This window comes from Cytophagaceae bacterium ABcell3, assembly GCA_030913385.1.
GTDB lineage: Bacteria > Bacteroidota > Bacteroidia > Cytophagales > Cytophagaceae > ABcell3.
In genome coordinates this window covers 4795877-4818266 of sequence record CP133159.1, presented here as the reverse complement: position 1 = coordinate 4818266, position 22390 = coordinate 4795877, and the positions used below count along the sequence as shown (strand labels likewise).

The following is a 22390-nucleotide window of genomic DNA, read 5'->3' as shown; positions in this document are numbered from 1 at the left end:
CAATGGAATGGTTTAAAACAATCCCATTCAGTGATGTTGTGTTATGGGATGTAAAACGATATTCGTTTGAGAAAATAAAGTCGCAATACCCTATTGTAAAATTGGGAATGCACATTCAAGAAGAAAGCCATAAAGTTAAATTGGCTGACTATCCTGATGCAGAATTTGGCATTTTAGGCGTAAACAACAAAATTGGCATTTTTGATGCCTACAAAGAAAAGGGAGCTAACATTAACCAATCCTACAAGAAAATGGAAAAGGGTTGGTTGGCTTACAATCCGTATCGTGTAAATGTGGGTAGTATCGGTTTGCGAACGAATGAACACGAAAACGAATATATAAGCCCTGCTTATGTAGTATTTAGTTGCAAACAAACTTTGTTACCCGATTTTCTTTTTAAACTCTTTAAAACAGAACGATTTAATAAAGTAATAAACGCAAGCACCACAGGCTCGGTAAGGCAAAATTTGACTATTGATATTTTAAAGTCATTGGATATTCCTTTGCCACCAATTGAAGTTCAAAAAAAGATTCTTGATAAATACTATTCTGAAAGCAAAAAATCAATAGATTTTGCCAAAAAATCAAATCAGATTGGTTTTGAAATAGATGCATTCCTTTTAAAAGAGTTGGGAATTAACCTAACGTTAAAAGAGCGTAAAACAGGTTTGTCTTTTACTCAGTTCTCAACAATAGATAGATGGTCAGTAGATTATTTATTTAACCTATCATCAATTGATGGTTTACAGAACGCTAAATACCCTTTACACCCGATTAGTCGATACATCATCGAATCCCAGTATGGTTTATCATCAAAAGCTTCACCTAATCCTGTTGGAACTCCAATGTTAAGAATGAATAATATCAACAATTCTGAATTAGACATCAGTGACTTAAAATATATTACACTTTCCAAGGATGAAAAGAAGAAATATCTATTAGAAAAGGGAGATCTTCTTTTTAATAGAACCAACAGTAAAGAGCTTGTGGGTAAAACAGCAGTATTCAAAGAAGATGAGGAATACACATTTGCATCATATTTAATAAGATTGAAATTAAACAATCTAAAATTAGATGTTGATTACATAAACTTCCTTTTTAATTCACCAATAGGACGTGTACAGATTGACCTTATTAGTCGGCAAGTATTAGGACAAGCTAATGTCAATGCCCAAGAATTAAGAGAGTTTGTTTTCCCGATTCCAGATATTGATATACAAAAAAAGATAGCAAACGAGGCATTATTGATGAAGGAAAAACAAAATTCATTGCTTGCCCAATCTGAAGAACAGAAAATCAATGCCATTACTAATGTTCAAAATTCGGTACTTTCAATATGAGACTAGAAAAGCTAGAAATCAACACACGTTTTAAGAATTTGGAAAATTTCGAAATAGATTTTTCAAACAAAGAAGGCATTACGGTTTTGATTGGCAACAATGGAAGTGGGAAAAGTAATATTTTAGAAGCTATTAGTAGTGTTTTTGCAGGCTTGTACGATAATAAACACAATCCAAGTTTCAATTATGATCTTACCTACACAAAAGACACTTACAGTGTGCAGGTGAAATTTGAAAATGGTAATTATGAAACCAAAGTAAATGGAACTGATACTTCTTTAAAATCAGAACATTTACCGAGCCAATTAATAAGCTCATATAGCGGAGAAGAAAGTCGTCTTTGGGAAACCTACTACAAACCATTTTATGATGAATACACCAAAGCTTTAAAAGGTGCATCAATTCCAGATTCTGAATTAATTTACATCAATAAATATTATTGGAATATTGCTCTTTTAACTCTTCATTTCTACGATTTTGCCGCATTTGAAGATATTAGAAAGTTTTGCCACGCCACATTGGGCATTCAAACGGTCAACTACATCAAATTCGATTTTGATATTCCGACTCTAGGAACTTGGTTAAAAAATCCAAATCCTGTTACCAACTTGGTTATGACTTTGAACCCGAACAAAGACGCTTCGGTTCAAATGACTTTAGAAGAGTTTAAGGAAAAACTTGACTTCATTAACGAGATTGATTTGTTCAAATATCTTGCTGCGGCATTTATGCCAAAGGATGATAAGGTAATCACCAAAATTGAAATCGACTACAACACAGGATTAAAAGCCGAAAGTTTAAGCGAAGGCGAAAAGAAACTTTTACTCATAATGCTGATTTTGGAAGTTATTGGAGATGAGAATTCTTTGATACTTCTTGACGAGCCAGACAGTCATATCCACCTTTCCAACAAGGAACAAATTGAAAAGCTTTTAAAAGCCTATTCAAACCGAGAAAATATAATTACGACTCACTCGCCAACACTTACACATAATTTCGACTTAAAACACATTACAATGCTTTCTAAAAAAGCAAATAATGATGCACAAGTGGAAGCAATGGAAAAGCAGAAAATTGTTTACGAGTTAACGAAAGGCATTTGGAGTTATCAAGAGCAAAACATTTTTCTCAACTCTCAAAAAGATATATTACTAGTTGAAGGGAAAACAGATGAAGTTTTCCTTAAAAAGGCTTTGGAAGTATTGAAACAAACAGAACCTAGATACTCCAACCTTGAATTCGAATATCTACCTTGTGGCGGAGCTGAAGGAGTTAAATTGTTAACTGAAAAATTTACACCAAAAGTAGGACAACATATAATCGCTTTTTTCGATAGCGACCAATCAGGATGGGGTGCAGTCAATAAAATATTTAACCGAACAAGTGCAAATGCATTTAATAATGGTAATTTCAACAAATACCGCAAGAAGGGCGAAATATGGATTTCAATTTATCCAACACGCCAATGGTATAGAGGAGGTCTAAATTTTAATATAGAGGACTACTTTAGTAAAAATCTGCTAAATCAATATGTTTTAAGTTCATTTAAAGGATTAGACTCGATTGTCACTAAAAATCAAGTAAAAAGATTATTAGAGCAAGACTGTAATGGATTTCCCGACTCTGAATTCAAGCACTTTAAAAGTGTTTTTGATTTGATATTGGAAATAAAAACGAAATAATGCCAACGCTAAAGCCATACACATTTGCAATTCGCACAAGCCGACACGCAAGCCGAAATTTGCAAAAGAGTATGTCTTTGCCAACGCTGACAAACGACCGAAAAAAAAGTACGACCGCACAACATTGTATAAGAGCAATAGCGGGTGAAGCGGTAAAATCAAGGTCTGTGCATTTAATAAACTTTGGTGGTGTCGGACAGGTAATCGCCTTGAAATCCGCTACTGCTCTTATACTTGACCGTTGGGGGCTATAGATTGCGAATCTCAGGCATATCTGCTATAAAACCATGTTCCTAAAAAGGGGCAGGTTGGTAAGCTATCGCAGGATAAAATACGATTCCTTTACTAACTTATAGTTACGGCGCCGGAAACGGATTTTCTTTCGTCGCGGCAAAACGCAGCTGCTCATTAATATGATACTGCACCGCCAACAGGAAAGCTGTTAAAAGTTAAAAAATAAAGAGATATCTTTTTAACAGGAGAATAGCTTAAACCTAATATCTATACTTTCTTTAACTATCTAACCTGAACGGGTTCTTGTTTGTGAAGATAAGAGGTTGAACAAGAGTAACTAAACAGAACCACAAAAGCTGTGATTCGAAGATGCTCATGCCGTCAGGTATTAACCAACCGGAAAGAAAGCTGTTAAAATACCGGTAGCCACCAGCTGAAGAGCTTTATCAATATACTACAGCCCCCAACAATAGCTATAAGAGACCGCAGGTAATCGTTGATATTTCTCTGTTATTCGTTATATTTAAGCTTTACAAGGCTTCGAGGTTGGCGCACATAAACTGCGGCCTCTCATAGCCTGACGTTGGGGGCTATAGATTGCGAATCTCAGGCATATCTGCTATAAAACCATGTTCCTAAAAAGGGGCAGGTTGGTAAGCTATCGCAGGATAAAATACGATTCCTTTACTAACTTATAGTTACGGCGCCGAAACGGATTTTCTTTCGTCGCGGCAAAACGCAGCTGCTCATTAATTTGATACTGCACCGCCAACAGGAAAGCTGTTAAAAGTTAAAAAATAAAGAGATATCTTTTTAACAGGAGAATGGCTTAAACCTAATACTATACTTTCTTTAACTATCTAACCTGAACGGGTTTTTGGTATGTGAAGATAAGAGATTGAATAAGAGTTGACTAAACAGAACCACAAAAGCTGTGATTCTAAGATGCTCTTGCCGTCAGGTGTTAACCAACCGGAAAGAAAGCTGTTAAAACACCGATAGCCACCAGCTGAAGAGCTTTGTCAATATACTACAGCCCCCAACAATAGCTATAAGAGACCGCAGGTAATCGTTGATATTTCTCTGTTATTCGTTATATTTAAGCTTTACAAGGCTTCGAGGTTGGCGCACATAAACTGCGGCCTCTCATAGCCTGACGTTATCGGCAATAAAATAAGTACATGCCAAAAAAAATATCATATAATGTTCCTGGGATAGGGAATCTAACTGCCAATTTGTTTAACTATACAATAAATCTGTATGATTTTATTGACCAATATGGGCATATAAAACGATTTAGAAGAATACACCAATTGGGAAGACTAATTGATGTTTTTCAAGGGGCACATCATAATAGATATGAATATGTTTTTCTTCAATTGTCCTTGATTTCAGAATTGTGTGCTAATAAAAATTCCGATTTAGGCCTTTCTGGGAAGAGGGAATTTTGTGGTAAAATGAGTAATGACTCAAAATATCCTTCAACTGGAGAACTACTACAATGTTTAGTTCTATTAAATAATATGGGATACCTAGAAGGTACTTTTTCAACATCAAGGGCATGGTTAACCTTGCTTAAAGAACAAAAATCAATATATAAATTTTTTAAAAGTGGACTTGATCCTATCGATAGGCCATTTCTAAATGAGGTTGTGGAAAATTATGACTATTACAGATTTCACTTGGTAATTGCATTATTTCAGCTGCAACGTTATAAGAGGAAAGATAATCATATGGTCGAGTTCGCTACAAAACTTTTAAGAGTATATACAAATCCTGATTGGTCAAACATTCAAATGATTCAGTTAAGAAAGCTGTATGACACTATTAGGCAAATCTCTTTTATAACTCTTGATTCAATTTATGCACCTGTTCCATTTAATCTCGATCTATCTTCAATTCTGCTAAATTTTGATAGCCTCTTAGAGTCACTTTTTATAAAAAATACAACTTACAGGATTGCTTTACATAATTTGGAGCAAGTCTTGCAAAACTCAGTATATATGTCCTCGGACTCTTGTATTAATACAGCTAGGGCTTCTGAAATCATGCTTGTTCAAATTGAAAAGCATATTCCTGTTACTAAAGGAATAACTGATATTCAGCATATATTGAGTCCAAAACAAAGTTTTGAGAATGAAATTCATGACGTTTTAGAATTAGATTGGATAAGGGAGAGGAAAATAATTCAAGAGTTCAGGCTAAGGCCTCAGGATAGAGATAACCTACCAGAACCATTAAAGAATGAAGTTAGATGGGAAATGGAGATAAGAAAAAAACTGGGTGTTTCTAGAGCACGAGTTGGACTGCTAGTAAATGCAAGAAAGAATACAGTAAAACTTGCTTTTGGGATTACAACAATTGATAATCATCAAAGTATCAGAGTTGCCTTAAAAATTTGTTCAGAAATAATTAAATTTAAATCATATATACCTGATAATAGTCCTAATCTAAGAGCGATAGATAATGATGAATTATTATTATCATTTTTACTAAAATCAATTTTTGGATGGAACAAAAGATTTATTCTTGAGAATAAAAATAGGACTAGTAAAGCAGTTATGATTAGTAATGGTAAAACTTCAATGATAAAACAATTAGATGAATATCTTAAATCATCTCCTGATTATCTAAATCAGGATGAAATATTTGAAGTACAGAAGATGAAAGACCTAATTAATAATCTGAACTATTCTGGTTTAACAATCGCTTTCGTGGGAGGGGCCAAGTTATTTATTGAAAATAGCAATGATGGAAGTGCTGAGTTTGATGGAATAGTTTTTTTCCCTAGTATTAATCCGTTAACTAACTTTGGATTTATTCTTGAAGCCAAAAATTATAACAAAGGTGTAACAGATGCGAAAGCTCAACTAAATGATAGAATCAACAAACATATTTCATCTGAATTAGAAATGACTGTTATTGAATTGAATAATCGTTCTGCATTTGCGGGAATAAAATTAAAAGCCGATAACACTGTATAAAAAAGAGCAGCGGGTTCTGTGGTAGCGGAGCCTTCGGTTCTTTTCGCTGGCTGCGGTTTCGGGGGATACTTAACTGCTTGTAAAACCGCTGCCCGTTTTTTATACTAAACGTGTGTGTCTTGAATCTCCTGACACTAAAACAAAAGGAGAGTGCTGTACAAATGATGGAAGACATTTCAGGACATTGTGTTTCAGAAGGAGGTCGAGCGAACTGAACCGGCCAAAGAAGCAATGAATCAAGAAATGAATAGGCCTTCCGCAGACGGTTGTCAGAAACAGTTTGCAAACCACCTTATGCTGCATTGGGCGGAAACTTCCTTTGTGGTGAACGATAAGGAAAAACGGGAGCTATGATTCCCGTAGGTGCGGACTGAGGAGTTGAATAGATTAAACCAGCGGTTAAATTACGTCTCGTAATGTAAAAGAAACGGTGTTGAAAGCAGGTAAGTACGTTTGTACCTGTTATAAGTGCAATGGGCGCTCTGATTACTGATTGCATAACACCCGGGGCAAAGCTGGCAAGAACTCAGTACAGGCATTTGTATGGAACAAGAGAAGTCGCTGTTGCTCTGTGAACCCTAACAGGGAAGCAGACATGCAAGGATAGCATGAAACAGCGGTGGCGGACTAAGTCGTAGTAGTGATGAAGCTCCTGTAATGGGAGTGGAGCGAAGGGCTTAGCCTGTTTAGTCTTAGAATTATTAACAACCATTAAGAATGGGATGATTGACTATTACGAGACAAAGTCACAGCCAATAACCAGAATCATGGTGTGGCGTGCATATAAGAAAGTAAGAGCCAACAAAGGCAGCCATGGCATAGATAAAATGGACTGGGATATGTTAGATAAAGATCTACAGCCTCAGATCTATAAACTATGGAACAGGCTGAGCTCAGGCAGTTACTTTCCAATGCCCGTCAGAGAATCAGCGATTAAGAAAAAGTCAGGCGGGGTACGCAAATTAGGAATCCCCACCATTTTAGATCGTATAGCTCAGGAAGTAGTAAAAACCCATCTTGAGCGGATCATGGAACCTCAGTTTCACAACAGCTCCTTTGGGTATCGTCCAGGTAGAAACTGCCATCAGGCGGTAAATCAGGCATGGGCCAATGTCTTTAACCACGAATGGGCAATAGACCTCGATATCAAAAGCTTCTTTGATACAATTGATCATGACATGCTCCTAAAGGCAGTTGAGCATTACTGCCAGGATAAGTGGGTTCTGTTGTATGTGAAAAGATGGTTAGAGGCAGGGATCATACAAGGGGATGGATGCTATATAGACAGGACAAGTGGAACACCTCAGGGTGGAGTAATTAGCCCTTTACTGGCCAATATCTTTCTGCATGTATGCTTTGACAAGTGGATGGAGAAATACCATCCGCGAAAACCGTTTGAGAGGTATGCTGATGACATAGTGGTGCATTGCAAATCAGAAAGTCAGGCTCTATACATGCGTGACAAGATTCAGAGACGCATGTCAGCCTGTAAGCTGGAACTGAACAAGGAGAAATCTAAAATAATAAACCTTCGGGGGGAATCTGAAAATAAGTATTGCCGGAGCTTTGATTTTCTGGGCTTCACCTTTCGTCCGGAATGGACAAGACTGAAGTCAGGTCTGCGTTTAATGCCACGATTCCATATCAGCCATAAATCCGTAATCAGTGTGCTGGAAAAGTTCAGGAGAAAGAAAATTCATAAGTGGCGTAAAAGCCTTGAAGAACTTGCCCGTGAACTGAATCCTGTAATCAGGGGAGTAATTAATTATTATTGCTATAAATGGTCAAACCACACCCGCAGGATATGGTACGAACTAAACAACAGATTATTGAAGTGGGTGAAATGGGAGAAGGGGTTGTACAAGCGCTCTGCTAACAGATGGCTCAGGGAAAAGTATAAAGCAAAACCAGACTTATTCGCACACTGGAAATTGGTATATCCAAAAGTAGCAATACATTTGTGACTGAACAGGAAGAGCCGTATGAAGGGAGACTTTCACGTACGGTTCTGTGAGAACCTTGGGGTGAAACTCCCCGGGGTGACTCGACTGGGGGCTATAGATTACGAATCTCAACCATATCTGCTATAAAACCATGTTCCAATAAAGGGAGCAGGTTGGTAAGCTATCGCAGGATAAAATACGATTCCTTTACTAACTTATAGTTACGGCGCCGGAACGGATTTTCTTTCGTCGCGGCAAAACGCAGCTGCTCATTAATATGATACTGCACCGCCAACAGGAAAGCTGTTAAAAGTTAAAAAATAAAGAGATATCTTTTTAACAGGAGAATGGCTTAAACCTAATATCTATACTTTCTTTAACTATCTAACCTGAACGGGTTTTTGGTATGTGAAGATAAGAGATTGAATAAGAGTTGACTAAACAGAACCACAAAAGCTGTGATTCTAAGATGCTCTTGCCGTCAGGTGTTAACCAACCGGAAAGAAAGCTGTTAAAACACCGATAGCCACCAGCTGAAGAGCTTTGTCAATATACTACAGCCCCCAACAATAGCTATAAGAGACCGCAGGTAATCGTTGATATTTCTCTGTTATTCGTTATATTTAAGCTTTACAAGGCTTCGAGGTTGGCGTACATAAACTGCGGCCTCTCATAGCCTGACGTTGGGGGCTATAGATTGCGAATCTCAGGCATATCTGCTATAAAACCATGTTCCTAAAAAGGGGCAGGTTGGTAAGCTATCGCAGGATAAAATACGATTCCTTTACTAACTTATAGTTACGGCGCCGAAACGGATTTTCTTTCGTCGCGGCAAAACGCAGCTGCTCATTAATATGATACTGCACCGCCAACAGGAAAGCTGTTAAAAGTTAAAAAATAAAGAGATATCTTTTTAACAGGAGAATAGCTTAAACCTAATATCTATACTTTCTTTAACTATCTAACCTGAACGGGTTTTTGGTATGTGAAGATAAGAGATTGAATAAGAGTTGACTAAACAGAACCACAAAAGCTGTGATTCTAAAATGCTCTTGCCGTCAGGTGTTAACCAACCGGAAAGAAAGCTGTTAAAACACCGATAGCCACCAGCTGAAGAGCTTTGTCAATATACTACAGCCCCCAACAATAGCTATAAGAGACCGCAGGTAATCGTTGATATTTCTCTGTTATTCGTTATATTTAAGCTTTACAAGGCTTCGAGGTTGGCGTACATAAACTGCGGCCTCTCATAGCCTGACGTTGGGGGCTATAGATTGCGAATCTCAGGCATATCTGCTATAAAACCATGTTCCTAAAAAGGGGCAGGTTGGTAAGCTATCGCAGGATAAAATACGATTCCTTTACTAACTTATAGTTACGGCGCCGGAACGGATTTTCTTTCGTCGCGGCAAAACGCAGCTGCTCATTAATATGATACTGCACCGCCAACAGGAAAGCTGTTAAAAGTTAAAAAATAAAGAGATATCTTTTTAACAGGAGAATGGCTTAAACCTAATATCTATACTTTCTTTAACTATCTAACCTGAACGGGTTTTTGGTATGTGAAGATAAGAGTTAACTAAACAGAACCACAAAAGCTGTGATTCTAAGATGCTCTTGCCGTCAGGTGTTAACCAACCGGAAAGAAAGCTGTTAAAACACCGATAGCCACCAGCAGAAGAGCTTTGTCAATATACTACAGCCCCCAACAATAGCTATAAGAGACCGCAGGTAATCGTTGATATTTCTCTGTTATTCGTTATATTTAAGCTTTACAAGGCTTCGAGGTTGGCGTACATAAACTGCGGCCTCTCATAGCCTGACGTTGGGGGCTATAGATTGCGAATCTCAGGCATATCTGCTATAAAACCATGTTCCTAAAAAGGGGCAGGTTGGTAAGCTATCGCAGGATAAAATACGATTCCTTTACTAACTTATAGTTACGGCGCCGGAACGGATTTTCTTTCGTCGCGGCAAAACGCAGCTGCTCATTAATATGATACTGCACCGCCAACAGGAAAGCTGTTAAAAGTTAAAAAATAAAGAGATATCTTTTTAACAGGAGAATGGCTTAAACCTAATATCTATACTTTCTTTAACTATCTAACCTGAACGGGTTTTTGGTATGTGAAGATAAGAGATTGAATAAGAGTTGACTAAACAGAACCACAAAAGCTGTGATTCTAAGATGCTCTTGCCGTCAGGTGTTAACCAACCGGAAAGAAAGCTGTTAAAACACCGATAGCCACCAGCTGAAGAGCTTTGTCAATATACTACAGCCCCCAACAATAGCTATAAGAGACCGCAGGTAATCGTTGATATTTCTCTGTTATTCGTTATATTTAAACTTTACAAGGCTTCGAGGTTGGCGTACATAAACTGCGGCCTCTCATAGCCTGACGTTGGGGGCTATAGATTGCGAATCTCAGGCATATCTGCTATAAAACCATGTTCCTAAAAAGGGGCAGGTTGGTAAGCTATCGCAGGATAAAATACGATTCCTTTACTAACTTATAGTTACGGCGCCGAAACGGATTTTCTTTCGTCGCGGCAAAACGCAGCTGCTCATTAATTTGATACTGCACCGCCAACAGGAAAGCTGTTAAAAGTTAAAAAATAAAGAGATATCTTTTTAACAGGAGAATGGCTTAAACCTAATACTATACTTTCTTTAACTATCTAACCTGAACGGGTTTTTGGTATGTGAAGATAAGAGATTGAATAAGAGTTGACTAAACAGAACCACAAAAGCTGTGATTCTAAGATGCTCTTGCCGTCAGGTGTTAACCAACCGGAAAGAAAGCTGTTAAAACACCGATAGCCACCAGCTGAAGAGCTTTGTCAATATACTACAGCCCCCAACAATAGCTATAAGAGACCGCAGGTAATCGTTGATATTTCTCTGTTATTCGTTATATTTAAGCTTTACAAGGCTTCGAGGTTGGCGCACATAAACTGCGGCCTCTCATAGCCTGACGTTGGGGGCTATAGATTGCGAATCTCAGGCATATCTGCTATAAAACCATGTTCCTAAAAAGGGGCAGGTTGGTAAGCTATCGCAGGATAAAATACGATTCCTTTACTAACTTATAGTTACGGCGCCGGAACGGATTTTCTTTCGTCGCGGCAAAACGCAGCTGCTCATTAATATGATACTGCACCGCCAACAGGAAAGCTGTTAAAAGTTAAAAAATAAAGAGATATCTTTTTAACAGGAGAATGGCTTAAACCTAATATCTATACTTTCTTTAACTATCTAACCTGAACGGGTTTTTGGTATGTGAAGATAAGAGTTAACTAAACAGAACCACAAAAGCTGTGATTCTAAGATGCTCTTGCCGTCAGGTGTTAACCAACCGGAAAGAAAGCTGTTAAAACACCGATAGCCACCAGCAGAAGAGCTTTGTCAATATACTACAGCCCCCAACAATAGCTATAAGAGACCGCAGGTAATCGTTGATATTTCTCTGTTATTCGTTATATTTAAGCTTTACAAGGCTTCGAGGTTGGCGTACATAAACTGCGGCCTCTCATAGCCTGACGTTAGCAGCAACCTAATAAAACCACACATTCTTCAATTGAAAAATGAATAAACTTGAAAAACTTAAAGCGATTTTGACAGGCAAACAAAAACCAATGGAAATTGTCGGCAAATCAGTTGACATATATGCAAAGGAAATTTTGAAGTATACTCCGCAGTTATACACCAAATTATCAAATGAAACAGAGAACATAATACCTCAAGCAGAAGCAAGTGGCATTCTAATTGAAGTAAAGAATACAAGGTTTTTAATTACAGCAGGACATTTTTTGGTGTCAAATACACCTGATGACATCGGAATTATGATTGAGGACATGTTTTATGTTCTAAATGGAATAGTAAAATATGTCAATCCAAGCGAAAGTGAAGATGCTGACAAGACAGACATTGCTGTTTGGAAACTTGAAGATGATGTTGCAAATGCACTTTCGAGTAAATACTCATTTTTACAATACGAAGACATAGACTTCAACCACATAGTTTCTTCTGAATCAAAATACTTAATTGTTGGATTCCCTTGGCGGAATACAGTTGAGAAAAAGGAAACAAAAAAGCTGATTGTTTCACCATTTGTTTTTTTAACTAAAGCTTCCGCTAAAAATTTCTATAAAAATTTAAACTTTGACCAGCATTCTAATATTTTACTTGACTATCGACAAATGAAAGTAAAAAATTTTGGTAATGGAATGGTGCAAGCCAATAAAAGTCCTGAAGGAGTAAGCGGTTGTGGTGTTTGGTATCTGCCGACTTTCTTAATCAACGGAACTCCAAAACCAAAGTTAGTTGGTCAGATAATTGAACAAAATAAATTAAACTCAATTCTTATATCGACAAGAATTCATTTGGTATTGGAAGTATTGAGAACAGAATTTGAAATTGATATCCCTGCATCAAGCATTACAAGACTAAAAAATGAGTAAAAGGCTGCTGCTAACAATATATAAAAAAGAGCAGCGGGTTCAGTGGTAGCCGAGCCTTCAGTTCTTTTCTCTGGCTGCGGTTTCGGGGGATACTTAACTGCTTTTAAAACTGCTGCCCGTTTTTTATACAAACCGTGTGTGTCTTGAATCTCCTGACACTAAAACAAAAGGAGAGTGCTGTACAAATGATGGAAGACATTTCAGGACATTGTGTTTCAGAAGGAGGTCGAGCGAACTGAACCGGCCAAAGAAGCAATGAATCAAGAAATGAATAGGCCTTCCGCAGACGGTTGTCAGAAACAGTTTGCAAACCACCTTATGCTGCATTGGGCGGAAACTTCCTTTGTGGTGAACGATAAGGAAAAACGGGAGCTATGATTCCCGTAGGTGCGGACTGAGGAGTTGAATAGATTAAACCAGCGGTTAAATTACGTCTCGTAATGTAAAAGAAACGGTGTTGAAAGCAGGTAAGTACGTTTGTACCTGTTATAAGTGCAATGGGCGCTCTGATTACTGATTGCATAACACCCGGGGCAAAGCTGGCAAGAACTCAGTACAGGCATTTGTATGGAACAAGAGAAGTCGCTGTTGCTCTGTGAACCCTAACAGGGAAGCAGACATGCAAGGATAGCATGAAACAGCGGTGGCGGACTAAGTCGTAGTAGTGATGAAGCTCCTGTAATGGGAGTGGAGCGAAGGGCTTAGCCTGTTTAGTCTTAGAATTATTAACAACCATTAAGAATGGGATGATTGACTATTACGAGACAAAGTCACAGCCAATAACCAGAATCATGGTGTGGCGTGCATATAAGAAAGTAAGAGCCAACAAAGGCAGCCATGGCATAGATAAAATGGACTGGGATATGTTAGATAAAGATCTACAGCCTCAGATCTATAAACTATGGAACAGGCTGAGCTCAGGCAGTTACTTTCCAATGCCCGTCAGAGAATCAGCGATTAAGAAAAAGTCAGGCGGGGTACGCAAATTAGGAATCCCCACCATTTTAGATCGTATAGCTCAGGAAGTAGTAAAAACCCATCTTGAGCGGATCATGGAACCTCAGTTTCACAACAGCTCCTTTGGGTATCGTCCAGGTAGAAACTGCCATCAGGCGGTAAATCAGGCATGGGCCAATGTCTTTAACCACGAATGGGCAATAGACCTCGATATCAAAAGCTTCTTTGATACAATTGATCATGACATGCTCCTAAAGGCAGTTGAGCATTACTGCCAGGATAAGTGGGTTCTGTTGTATGTGAAAAGATGGTTAGAGGCAGGGATCATACAAGGGGATGGATGCTATATAGACAGGACAAGTGGAACACCTCAGGGTGGAGTAATTAGCCCTTTACTGGCCAATATCTTTCTGCATGTATGCTTTGACAAGTGGATGGAGAAATACCATCCGCGAAAACCGTTTGAGAGGTATGCTGATGACATAGTGGTGCATTGCAAATCAGAAAGTCAGGCTCTATACATGCGTGACAAGATTCAGAGACGCATGTCAGCCTGTAAGCTGGAACTGAACAAGGAGAAATCTAAAATAATAAACCTTCGGGGGGAATCTGAAAATAAGTATTGCCGGAGCTTTGATTTTCTGGGCTTCACCTTTCGTCCGGAATGGACAAGACTGAAGTCAGGTCTGCGTTTAATGCCACGATTCCATATCAGCCATAAATCCGTAATCAGTGTGCTGGAAAAGTTCAGGAGAAAGAAAATTCATAAGTGGCGTAAAAGCCTTGAAGAACTTGCCCGTGAACTGAATCCTGTAATCAGGGGAGTAATTAATTATTATTGCTATAAATGGTCAAACCACACCCGCAGGATATGGTACGAACTAAACAACAGATTATTGAAGTGGGTGAAATGGGAGAAGGGGTTGTACAAGCGCTCTGCTAACAGATGGCTCAGGGAAAAGTATAAAGCAAAACCAGACTTATTCGCACACTGGAAATTGGTATATCCAAAAGTAGCAATACATTTGTGACTGAACAGGAAGAGCCGTATGAAGGGAGACTTTCACGTACGGTTCTGTGAGAACCTTGGGGTGAAACTCCCCGGGGTGACTCGACTCTCGGCAAGTTCAAAAAATCCTACCCATTATAATTTGTTTCCTTATTAAGAAACTTTTACCTTTGTACAAACGTTAAATACTTGGAACAGAAATTTAAAGTTGAATTTCTGGAGGAGGCTGCGGAATTTCTTGATAGTTTGGATGATAAGGCAAGGGAAAAGATAATCTTTAACATCCGGAAAGCTCAGGTAATAAATGATAATGAGCTTTTTAAGAAACTATCCGGCGAAATCTGGGAATTCAGAACATTGTATAAGAAGACTTATTACAGGCTATTTGCTTTTTGGGATAAGTCTGATAAGTCCAGCACAGTTGTAATTTCAACGCATGGACTTATTAAAAAAACAGGCAAGACTCCTACGGGAGAACTTGATAAAGCAGAACGGCTTAGAAAATTATACTTTGAACAAAAAGGTAATTGAAAATGAAAAAAATAAAGAAATATACTCTTGAGGAGATAACAGATAAACATATTGGGGAAAGAGGGACTCCTAAACGTGAGGCTTTTGAGTATGAATTGCAACTTGATTTGATAGGAGAAGCGATTAAAAAAGCAAGAAAAGAAAGAAATTTGACTCAGGAACAATTAGGTGAACTTGTTGGGGTAAAGAAAGCTCAGATTTCCAAATTAGAAAATAGCCTTACCGATGCCAGATTTGAAACAATAATTAAGGTATTTAAAGCTCTAAATGCTAAAATCAGCTTTAATGTGGAATTGTTAAATCAAAAAATGGACATTGCCTAACCGGAAGAATAATAAAACCTGCCGAGAACAATGTGTAACCAATACTGGGGGGGTGAAGCTTGTAAGTCAGGCGTTTTCTCTCTATCTTTCTTTCTGCCGGTGGATAAAGAACTGCTTTTAAAATCCCCAGCATCGGTTACACCAACGTTGGGGGCTATAGATTACGAATCTCAACCATATCTGCTATAAAACCATGTTGCAATAAAGGGAGCAGGTTGGTAAGCTATCGCAGGATAAAATACGATTCCTTTACTAACTTATAGTTACGGCGCCGGAACGGATTTTCTTTCGTCGCGGTAAAACGCAGCTGCTCATTAATATGGTACTGCACCGCCAACAGGAAAGCTGTTAAAAGTTAAAAAATAAAGAGATATCTTTTTAACAGGCGAATGGCTTAAATCTAATATCTATACTTTCTTTAACTATCTAACCTGAGCGGGTTTTTGGTTTGTGAAGATAAGAGGTTGAACAAGTTCAACTAAACAGAACCACAAAAGCTGTGATTCTAAGATGCTCTTGCCGTCAGGTATTAACCAACCGGAAAGAAGGCTGTTAAAACACCGATAGCCACCAGCTGAAGAGCTTTATCAATATACTACAGCCCCCAACAATAGCTATAAGAGACCGCAGGAATCGTTGACTTTTCCCTGTTAATCGTTATATTTAAGCTTTACAGGGCTTCAAGGGTTGGCGCACATAAACTGCGGCCTCTCATAGCCTGACGTTGGGGGCTATAGATTGCGAATCTCAGGCATATCTGCTATAAAACCATGTTCCTAAAAAGGGGCAGGTTGGTAAGCTATCGCAGGATAAAATACGATTCCTTTACTAACTTATAGTTACGGCGCCGGAACGGATTTTCTTTCGTCGCGGCAAAACGCAGCTGCTCATTAATATGATACTGCACCGCCAACAGGAAAGCTGTTAAAAGTTAAAAAATAAAGAGATATCTTTTTAACAGGAGAATGGCTTAAACCTAATATCTATACTTTCTTTAACTATCTAACCTGAACGGGTTTTTGGTATGTGAAGATAAGAGATTGAATAAGAGTTGACTAAACAGAACCACAAAAGCTGTGATTCTAAGATGCTCTTGCCGTCAGGTGTTAACCAACCGGAAAGAAAGCTGTTAAAACACCGATAGCCACCAGCTGAAGAGCTTTGTCAATATACTACAGCCCCCAACAATAGCTATAAGAGACCGCAGGTAATCGTTGATATTTCTCTGTTATTCGTTATATTTAAACTTTACAAGGCTTCGAGGTTGGCGTACATAAACTGCGGCCTCTCATAGCCTGACGTTGGGCACAATATAAAACAACACTATGCCAATAGCAGACTTTAACGGAAATACATTTGTTGCATTTACTGACATTTCAGGTTTTAAAGAACTAATGAAAAATGACGCAACTGCACTAGAAGCCATAAAATATTTTTATCAGACGGGCTTCAATGTGCTAAGAGAAACTGACAATGTAGAAGGATTCTTTGTATCTGATTGTGGAATTTTGTTTTCTCGAAATGGAGACAACCAGACAAAACTTTTGAGTATTTTGGATGCCGTGAAGAAAATTAACAAAAGAATGATCGAAAGGAACTATATGTTGACGACATCAATTTCATTCGGTTCTTTTGATTATCAGGGAAAAATTGAATTTCAGGGAATTGAAAAGAATGCGATTTATGGTGGTGCATACGTTCAGTCATTTTTAGACAACGAAACGGGTAAGCCAAAAATTCAGCCCGGTCAATGCAGGTTGGTAAAGCAAAATTTACCACAGCTTAATATAGAAAACATTCCGCTTTTAGTAGAAAGGGGAAACGACAGACAGCATCTGTATTATTATTGGCATCTAGAGAACCCCGAAGAGATTCAAAACTTTGAAAATAATTATCGAGACAGTTATTCTTTAAAATATGCAGGAATGATTAACGCTTTAAAGTCATAAACAAAATGAGCCATAAACGAACATTATTGGACATAGCCGATTTACACATAAATATCGAAAATCCCAGATTTGAGATGGTCGGCAATCAAAGGGAAGCAATCAAGACAATGATTGAAGACCAAGGAGAAAAATTGGCCAAGTTAGCTGAAGACATTACCAATGAAGGGTTAAACCCAGGCGACCCAATTTTTGTAACAAAACACGAAAAACAGCCAAATCAATATAATGTATTAGAAGGTAATCGAAGAGTTACTGCACTAAAGCTGCTTGAAAATCCCGACCTAATTCCTGAAACGAATAAGTCCCTTTTAAATAAGTTCAAAAAGCTATCTGAACAATACTCAAAATCACCTATTGAAAAGGTGCCTTGTATACTTTTTGATGAAGAAAAGGAAGCAGAGCATTGGATTGAATTAAAGCATACAGGCCAAAACGATGGAGTTGGAACTGTTGTTTGGGATGCTCAACAAAAAGCCCGTTACGATGAGCGAGTTAAAGGAACTTCAAGTTATGCACTACAAGTAATTGATTTTTTGCAAAAAGAAGATTCCGTTGACTCTGAACTTAAAAAGAATTTAAGCAAAGTAAAATCTTCTTCACTTCAACGTTTGGTTACCGACCCTGACTTTAGAAGAGTTGCAGGAATTGATATCAAAGATGGCAAGGTCATTACTAGATATGAACCATCAGAAGTAGCAAAACCTTTAAGCAAAGCCGCAAATGATTTATTGAGAAAAGATTTTACAGTTAAAGACATTTACTATAAAGACGACCGTCTCAACTATCTTGAAACTTTTAAGAAAACAGACCTGCCTGACAAAACTCAGGAACTATCAGGAAATTGGGAATTGATTAGCACAACTAGACCAAAGAAAGCTGACCCCAAAAAAGACAAGCCAAAAGGCAAAAAAAGTAATCCGTTGATTTCTAAACGGCACACAATTATTCCTAAAAGCACAATAATTCCTATTAGTCAGCCTAGAGTTAATAAAATTTACCACGAACTCAAAGACCTTGATTTAAGGGATTTTGAAAACTCAGGTGCCATTGCTTTTCGTGTGTTCATTGAATTGTCGATGGATAGTTACATAGAAAAAAATCCAATTACAGGAGTTAACGAGAATAGTAAATTAAGTCATAAACTAAAATCCGTAGCATCAGACTTAGAAAGTAAAGGAGTGCTTGATAAAAACAAATTAAAAGGTGCATATACTGCTTCTACAATGAAAGACAGTATTTTTTCAATTGACACATTCAATGCCTTTGTACATAACAAAGACTTCAATCCAGATGCTGAACAGTTGAAAAAGAATTGGGATAACTTAGAAATATTTTTTGTAAAACTATGGGAATTAATTTAAACACAAATTATTATTCGCCCCTTCGTTACCCAGGCGGAAAAGGAAAACTGTCGCATTACGTTCAATTACTTATTGAATATAACCTATTGACAGATGGCCACTATGTTGAACCATATGCGGGTGGTGCGTCCGTTGCTCTTTCATTGCTATTCAACGAATACGTCCAAAAAATCCATATTAATGATTATGACTTTCGAATTTATGCATTTTGGGACAGCGTATTAAACCAAACAGACGAACTTTGCGAAAAAATAATTGAAACTGATATTACAATAAAGAATTGGGAAAAGCAGAAGGAAATACAGCAAGCCCCTAATAACTACAATAACCTTGAAATTGGGTTTTCAACTTTTTTCCTAAACAGAACTAATAGGTCAGGAATCTTAAAAGCAGGAGTAATTGGCGGTAAAAATCAAACCGGTGATTGGAAAATTGACGCAAGATTTAATAAAGACGATTTAATCCAGCGAATAAAGAAAATAAGCCGTTACAAAAATAGAATTGCCTTATACAACTTAGATGCGGTTGATTTAACGAATAGATTGGATAAGGAACTGCCCGACAAGACTCTTTTTTATTTTGACCCACCTTATTACAACAAAGGAAAAGACCTTTATATCAACTTTTACGAGCACGCAGACCATCAACAGATTTCTCAAATAATCTCAAAGCTAAAAAATAGATTTTGGCTAGTTTCGTATGACAATGACGTGAATATCAGAAATCTTTATCAACCTTTCCTACAAAGAACGTACGAGCTGAATTACCACGCAGCTAATGCTTCAAAAGGAACAGAAATAATGATTTACTCACATAATTTAATAGTACCTGAAATCCATAACCCGACAAATAAGATTGAAATAAAAAAGATTGACTTACTTGGTTTAAAGGCCAATTGGATTGAAAAAAGGAAGAATACTGTGCCCAACAAAGTGTATAAGTAATAGCGGGTTAAGTGGTAAATCGAAGGTCTGTGCTTCTAAAAAACCTTGTGCTAAGCGGAAAGGAAAGTGCTTCGAAATCCGCTACTACTTATACACTCAAACGTTAGGCGGCAGCTAGAATAAAGACACTACCCAATATATACCTGAATTAGAATGGAACAAAAACTAATAGAATATAAAAACGCAGGTTTCCTAGAAACAAGGACTGTTGATGACGATGAACTATTTCATTTGAGTACGCCATGCAGATTTCGAGTAAATGAAGAAATTGTGTCTGACTTAAAAAGAAACTATAAAACAGACGAAGAAATAGGTGGTGTTCTATGGGCGAAGCCAACTAGAAAAAATGAAGAATTTATTCTCATTATTGACAAAGTAAGCTACATTAGAAATGCTATTGAAGATAATCCGAGAAATGATGGCCGAAATAAATCAAACGCCTATTTGTCTGACAGAATACAATTAAATCAAGCCTTAAACGAACTTTTTTCACAAGGTTATCTTCCTGTAAAATTTCATACACACCCAGTTAAGGGAAAAAATTTTTTGAACTCCTTGACATACCCCAGCCTAAAAACTGAAACATCTAAGCAGGACAAACGAGAAAGTTCTTTGCCTCATATTATCGGAAATAAAAAATTATTAATGCCTCGTGCACTTATTGTTGGCAACGATATTTCAAGTAGTGACATTTTTTTTGGGGTTTACAGTGGATTTATTGCGCCAGCAGAATTTGAGAACAGTAAAAAGGAAGTTCAACATGAAAATTTTCAAAAAACCGCAGAACTTATTTCCTCAATAAAACTTTCTGATGGGGAAAAGATAGGGCTTGCAGTTGGTGCAGCATTGCTGCTTTTTGTAATCGCAAAATATCCGAAACATAGTGTAACGGTAATAATTGGACTTGTAGCTATTTTGCCATTACTTTTGACAAATACGCATAATATTGAAAACCCAAATTATTTCAACAAACTCTCATTTGGAAGTGTAGATATTTTTATTCCAAATCATGAGAAGATGAATAACGAACAGAAAATAAAGCCGTCCGCATAACAGTATATATACCTCAGTGGGGGCGGGTATTGTAAGTCAGGCTGTTTCTCATTATCTTACTTTGGTATCGGTGGATAATTAACTGCTTTGAAATCCCCCACCGAGGCATATATCAACGTTGGCGGTCATTGTAACGAACGACACAGCAATAAATCATGCTCTGACAAATACCAAACGAAAAATTAAAATTATAGGAAGATAGGGACACCAAATACCTTGTTTTTCTTAATTTTATTGTCTACAAGAGCTGAATATGGCAAAAAGTAAGAAAATACAAGTAGAAGGCAAAGAAATAACTATTATTCTTGACAACAAGCAAGAATATATTTCCTTAACCGATATGCTTAAAGCCAAAGACGGAGATTTTTTTATTTCCGATTGGCTTCGTAACAGAAATACTGTTGAATATCTTGGAATTTGGGAGACAGTTTACAACCCAGATTTTAATTATGGCGAATTCGCCATAATTAAAAGTCAGGCAGGATTGAATAGCTACAAACTTAGTGTCAAAGATTGGGTTGAAAAAACAAATGCTATTGGATTGAAAGCAACAGCAGGTCGATATGGGGGGACTTACGCACATCCCGACATTGCCTTTGAGTTTGGAATGTGGATTAGTCCGCAATTCAAAATCTATCTGATTAAGGAATTTCAACGCCTAAAGAACGAAGAAAACGACCGTCTGAAATTAGAATGGAACTTACAACGAACTTTGGCGAAAGTAAATTACCACATTCACACAGACGCAATCAAAGAAAACTTAATACCGAGTGAAATTACTAAACAACAAGCAAGTTATGTTTACGCCAACGAAGCTGATTTATTGAACGTTGCACTTTTCGGGGTTACCGCAAAAGAATGGCGAGACAACAATCCCAACAAAGACGGAAACATCAGAGATAATGCGACATTGGAGCAGTTGGTTGTGTTAAGCAATATGGAAAGCATAAACGCTTTACTTATCCGGCAAGGTTTGACACAAAACGAGCGACTAATCCAACTCAATAAAACTGCCATAACACAAATGAAATCATTGCTTGAAAGTAGAACAATGACGAAACTAAAATAGACGGACGAAAAAAACAACGAACCGCCAACAATGCATATAGCAGACCAGCAGGTTCTGTAGGAACCGAAGCTTTAGAGCTTTATCAATCCTAGTCTCGGAGGATACGTAACTGCTTTAAAAACTGCTGGCCATGCCATAGTGTGCCAAGAAGCAGTGTCGGCATTAAACACACTGCATGCTTTAATTGAGATGGTGGAGACCGTTTGTAAGGTTGGCCCACCGGAATCGTCTTACAGGAGAGGGTTCCAAACCACCTGAAGGTGCTGTAGTAAAGAGCTATGGTGCTGAGCGTTCAGGAAAAGTAGTACCATGAGTACTACAGGTAAGAATAAAAGAGATGAACTAACCGTAACCGCTGATGAGGTGTCGAGAACCAGCCACATTCCATCAAAAGCTGTAGAGTATGCTATGCAGTTAAGAGTTCAGCGGAAACCTGTCTACTGGCTGAACGATGGGCGTCATTCAGGCGGCATGACTTTATTCAGGCTCAATTAAGGAACTTGGGAACCTGCATAGTGTTGAGGCTGGGGACAGTTCCAGCCCTCAAAGG

16 protein-coding genes are annotated in these 22390 nt (G+C 37.8%); all 16 read left to right on the top strand.

Going from position 1 to position 22390, the window contains the following annotated elements; all coding sequences use genetic code 11:
* The first annotated feature begins 2 nt into the window (after positions 1-2).
* The 16 genes from RCC89_19815 (at position 3) to RCC89_19740 (ending at position 22335) form a co-directional block, all read left to right on the top strand.
* The gene (locus RCC89_19815) at positions 3-1340 is read left to right on the top strand and encodes a restriction endonuclease subunit S (GenBank protein ID WMJ75388.1); all 1338 of its coding nucleotides are present in this window, start codon (positions 3-5) and stop codon (positions 1338-1340) included.
* The gene (locus RCC89_19810) at positions 1337-3022 is read left to right on the top strand and encodes an AAA family ATPase (GenBank protein ID WMJ75387.1); all 1686 of its coding nucleotides are present in this window, start codon (positions 1337-1339) and stop codon (positions 3020-3022) included. Before RCC89_19815 ends, RCC89_19810 begins: the two co-directional genes overlap by 4 nt.
* Positions 3023-4437: 1415 nt before the next feature.
* Complete coding sequence (locus RCC89_19805; GenBank protein WMJ75386.1) at positions 4438-6240, top strand: hypothetical protein; 1803 nt, start codon at positions 4438-4440, stop codon at positions 6238-6240.
* Positions 6241-6426: 186 nt separating this feature from the next.
* Positions 6427-6594, top strand: coding sequence for a hypothetical protein (locus tag RCC89_19800; protein WMJ75385.1), 168 nt, complete (start codon positions 6427-6429; stop codon positions 6592-6594).
* A 368-nt stretch (positions 6595-6962) separates the two neighbouring features.
* Positions 6963-8204 (top strand): group II intron reverse transcriptase/maturase, encoded by a 1242-nt coding sequence (gene ltrA, locus RCC89_19795; GenBank protein WMJ75384.1) that lies wholly within the window; start codon positions 6963-6965, stop codon positions 8202-8204.
* A 3564-nt stretch (positions 8205-11768) separates the two neighbouring features.
* Entirely contained in the window at positions 11769-12644 is an 876-nt protein-coding gene (locus RCC89_19790; protein ID WMJ75383.1) for a hypothetical protein, read from the top strand.
* A 210-nt stretch (positions 12645-12854) separates the two neighbouring features.
* On the top strand, positions 12855-13022 hold the full coding sequence (locus RCC89_19785; protein ID WMJ75382.1) for a hypothetical protein: 168 nt from the start codon (positions 12855-12857) through the stop codon (positions 13020-13022).
* A 368-nt stretch (positions 13023-13390) separates the two neighbouring features.
* Positions 13391-14632, top strand: a complete 1242-nt coding sequence (ltrA, locus tag RCC89_19780; GenBank protein ID WMJ75381.1) for a group II intron reverse transcriptase/maturase — start codon at positions 13391-13393, stop codon at positions 14630-14632.
* A 167-nt stretch (positions 14633-14799) separates the two neighbouring features.
* Complete coding sequence (locus RCC89_19775; protein ID WMJ75380.1) at positions 14800-15141, top strand: type II toxin-antitoxin system RelE/ParE family toxin; 342 nt, start codon at positions 14800-14802, stop codon at positions 15139-15141.
* 2 nt (positions 15142-15143) lie between these two features.
* Positions 15144-15464, top strand: a complete 321-nt coding sequence (locus RCC89_19770) for a helix-turn-helix transcriptional regulator (GenBank protein WMJ75379.1) — start codon at positions 15144-15146, stop codon at positions 15462-15464.
* A gap of 1325 nt (positions 15465-16789) precedes the next feature.
* A complete protein-coding gene (locus tag RCC89_19765; protein ID WMJ75378.1) occupies positions 16790-17413 on the top strand; it encodes a hypothetical protein in 624 nt (207 codons plus the stop codon).
* Between the two features lie 5 nt (positions 17414-17418).
* Positions 17419-18774 (top strand): ParB N-terminal domain-containing protein, encoded by a 1356-nt coding sequence (locus tag RCC89_19760; protein WMJ75377.1) that lies wholly within the window; start codon positions 17419-17421, stop codon positions 18772-18774.
* Complete coding sequence (locus RCC89_19755; GenBank protein WMJ75376.1) at positions 18759-19718, top strand: DNA adenine methylase; 960 nt, start codon at positions 18759-18761, stop codon at positions 19716-19718. Before RCC89_19760 ends, RCC89_19755 begins: the two co-directional genes overlap by 16 nt.
* Before the next feature lie 153 nt (positions 19719-19871).
* Entirely contained in the window at positions 19872-20771 is a 900-nt protein-coding gene (locus RCC89_19750) for a hypothetical protein (GenBank protein WMJ75375.1), read from the top strand.
* A gap of 253 nt (positions 20772-21024) precedes the next feature.
* Positions 21025-21840, top strand: a complete 816-nt coding sequence (locus RCC89_19745; GenBank protein ID WMJ75374.1) for a KilA-N domain-containing protein — start codon at positions 21025-21027, stop codon at positions 21838-21840.
* 309 nt (positions 21841-22149) lie between these two features.
* A complete protein-coding gene (locus RCC89_19740; protein ID WMJ75373.1) occupies positions 22150-22335 on the top strand; it encodes a hypothetical protein in 186 nt (61 codons plus the stop codon).
* The last annotated feature ends 55 nt before the right edge of the window (positions 22336-22390 follow it).

Bases quoted from the DNA above. Each gene is read 5' to 3' on its own strand.
- RCC89_19815 (WMJ75388.1), top strand. From the start codon at position 3: ATGGAATGGTTTAAAACAATCCCATTCAGTGATGTTGTGTTATGGGAT.
- RCC89_19810 (WMJ75387.1), top strand. From the start codon at position 1,337: ATGAGACTAGAAAAGCTAGAAATCAACACACGTTTTAAGAATTTGGAA.
- RCC89_19805 (WMJ75386.1), top strand. From the start codon at position 4,438: ATGCCAAAAAAAATATCATATAATGTTCCTGGGATAGGGAATCTAACT.
- ltrA (WMJ75384.1), top strand. From the start codon at position 6,963: ATGATTGACTATTACGAGACAAAGTCACAGCCAATAACCAGAATCATG.
- RCC89_19790 (WMJ75383.1), top strand. From the start codon at position 11,769: ATGAATAAACTTGAAAAACTTAAAGCGATTTTGACAGGCAAACAAAAA.
- ltrA (WMJ75381.1), top strand. From the start codon at position 13,391: ATGATTGACTATTACGAGACAAAGTCACAGCCAATAACCAGAATCATG.
- RCC89_19770 (WMJ75379.1), top strand. From the start codon at position 15,144: ATGAAAAAAATAAAGAAATATACTCTTGAGGAGATAACAGATAAACAT.
- RCC89_19765 (WMJ75378.1), top strand. From the start codon at position 16,790: ATGCCAATAGCAGACTTTAACGGAAATACATTTGTTGCATTTACTGAC.
- RCC89_19760 (WMJ75377.1), top strand. From the start codon at position 17,419: ATGAGCCATAAACGAACATTATTGGACATAGCCGATTTACACATAAAT.
- RCC89_19755 (WMJ75376.1), top strand. From the start codon at position 18,759: ATGGGAATTAATTTAAACACAAATTATTATTCGCCCCTTCGTTACCCA.
- RCC89_19750 (WMJ75375.1), top strand. From the start codon at position 19,872: ATGGAACAAAAACTAATAGAATATAAAAACGCAGGTTTCCTAGAAACA.
- RCC89_19745 (WMJ75374.1), top strand. From the start codon at position 21,025: ATGGCAAAAAGTAAGAAAATACAAGTAGAAGGCAAAGAAATAACTATT.
- RCC89_19740 (WMJ75373.1), top strand. From the start codon at position 22,150: ATGAGTACTACAGGTAAGAATAAAAGAGATGAACTAACCGTAACCGCT.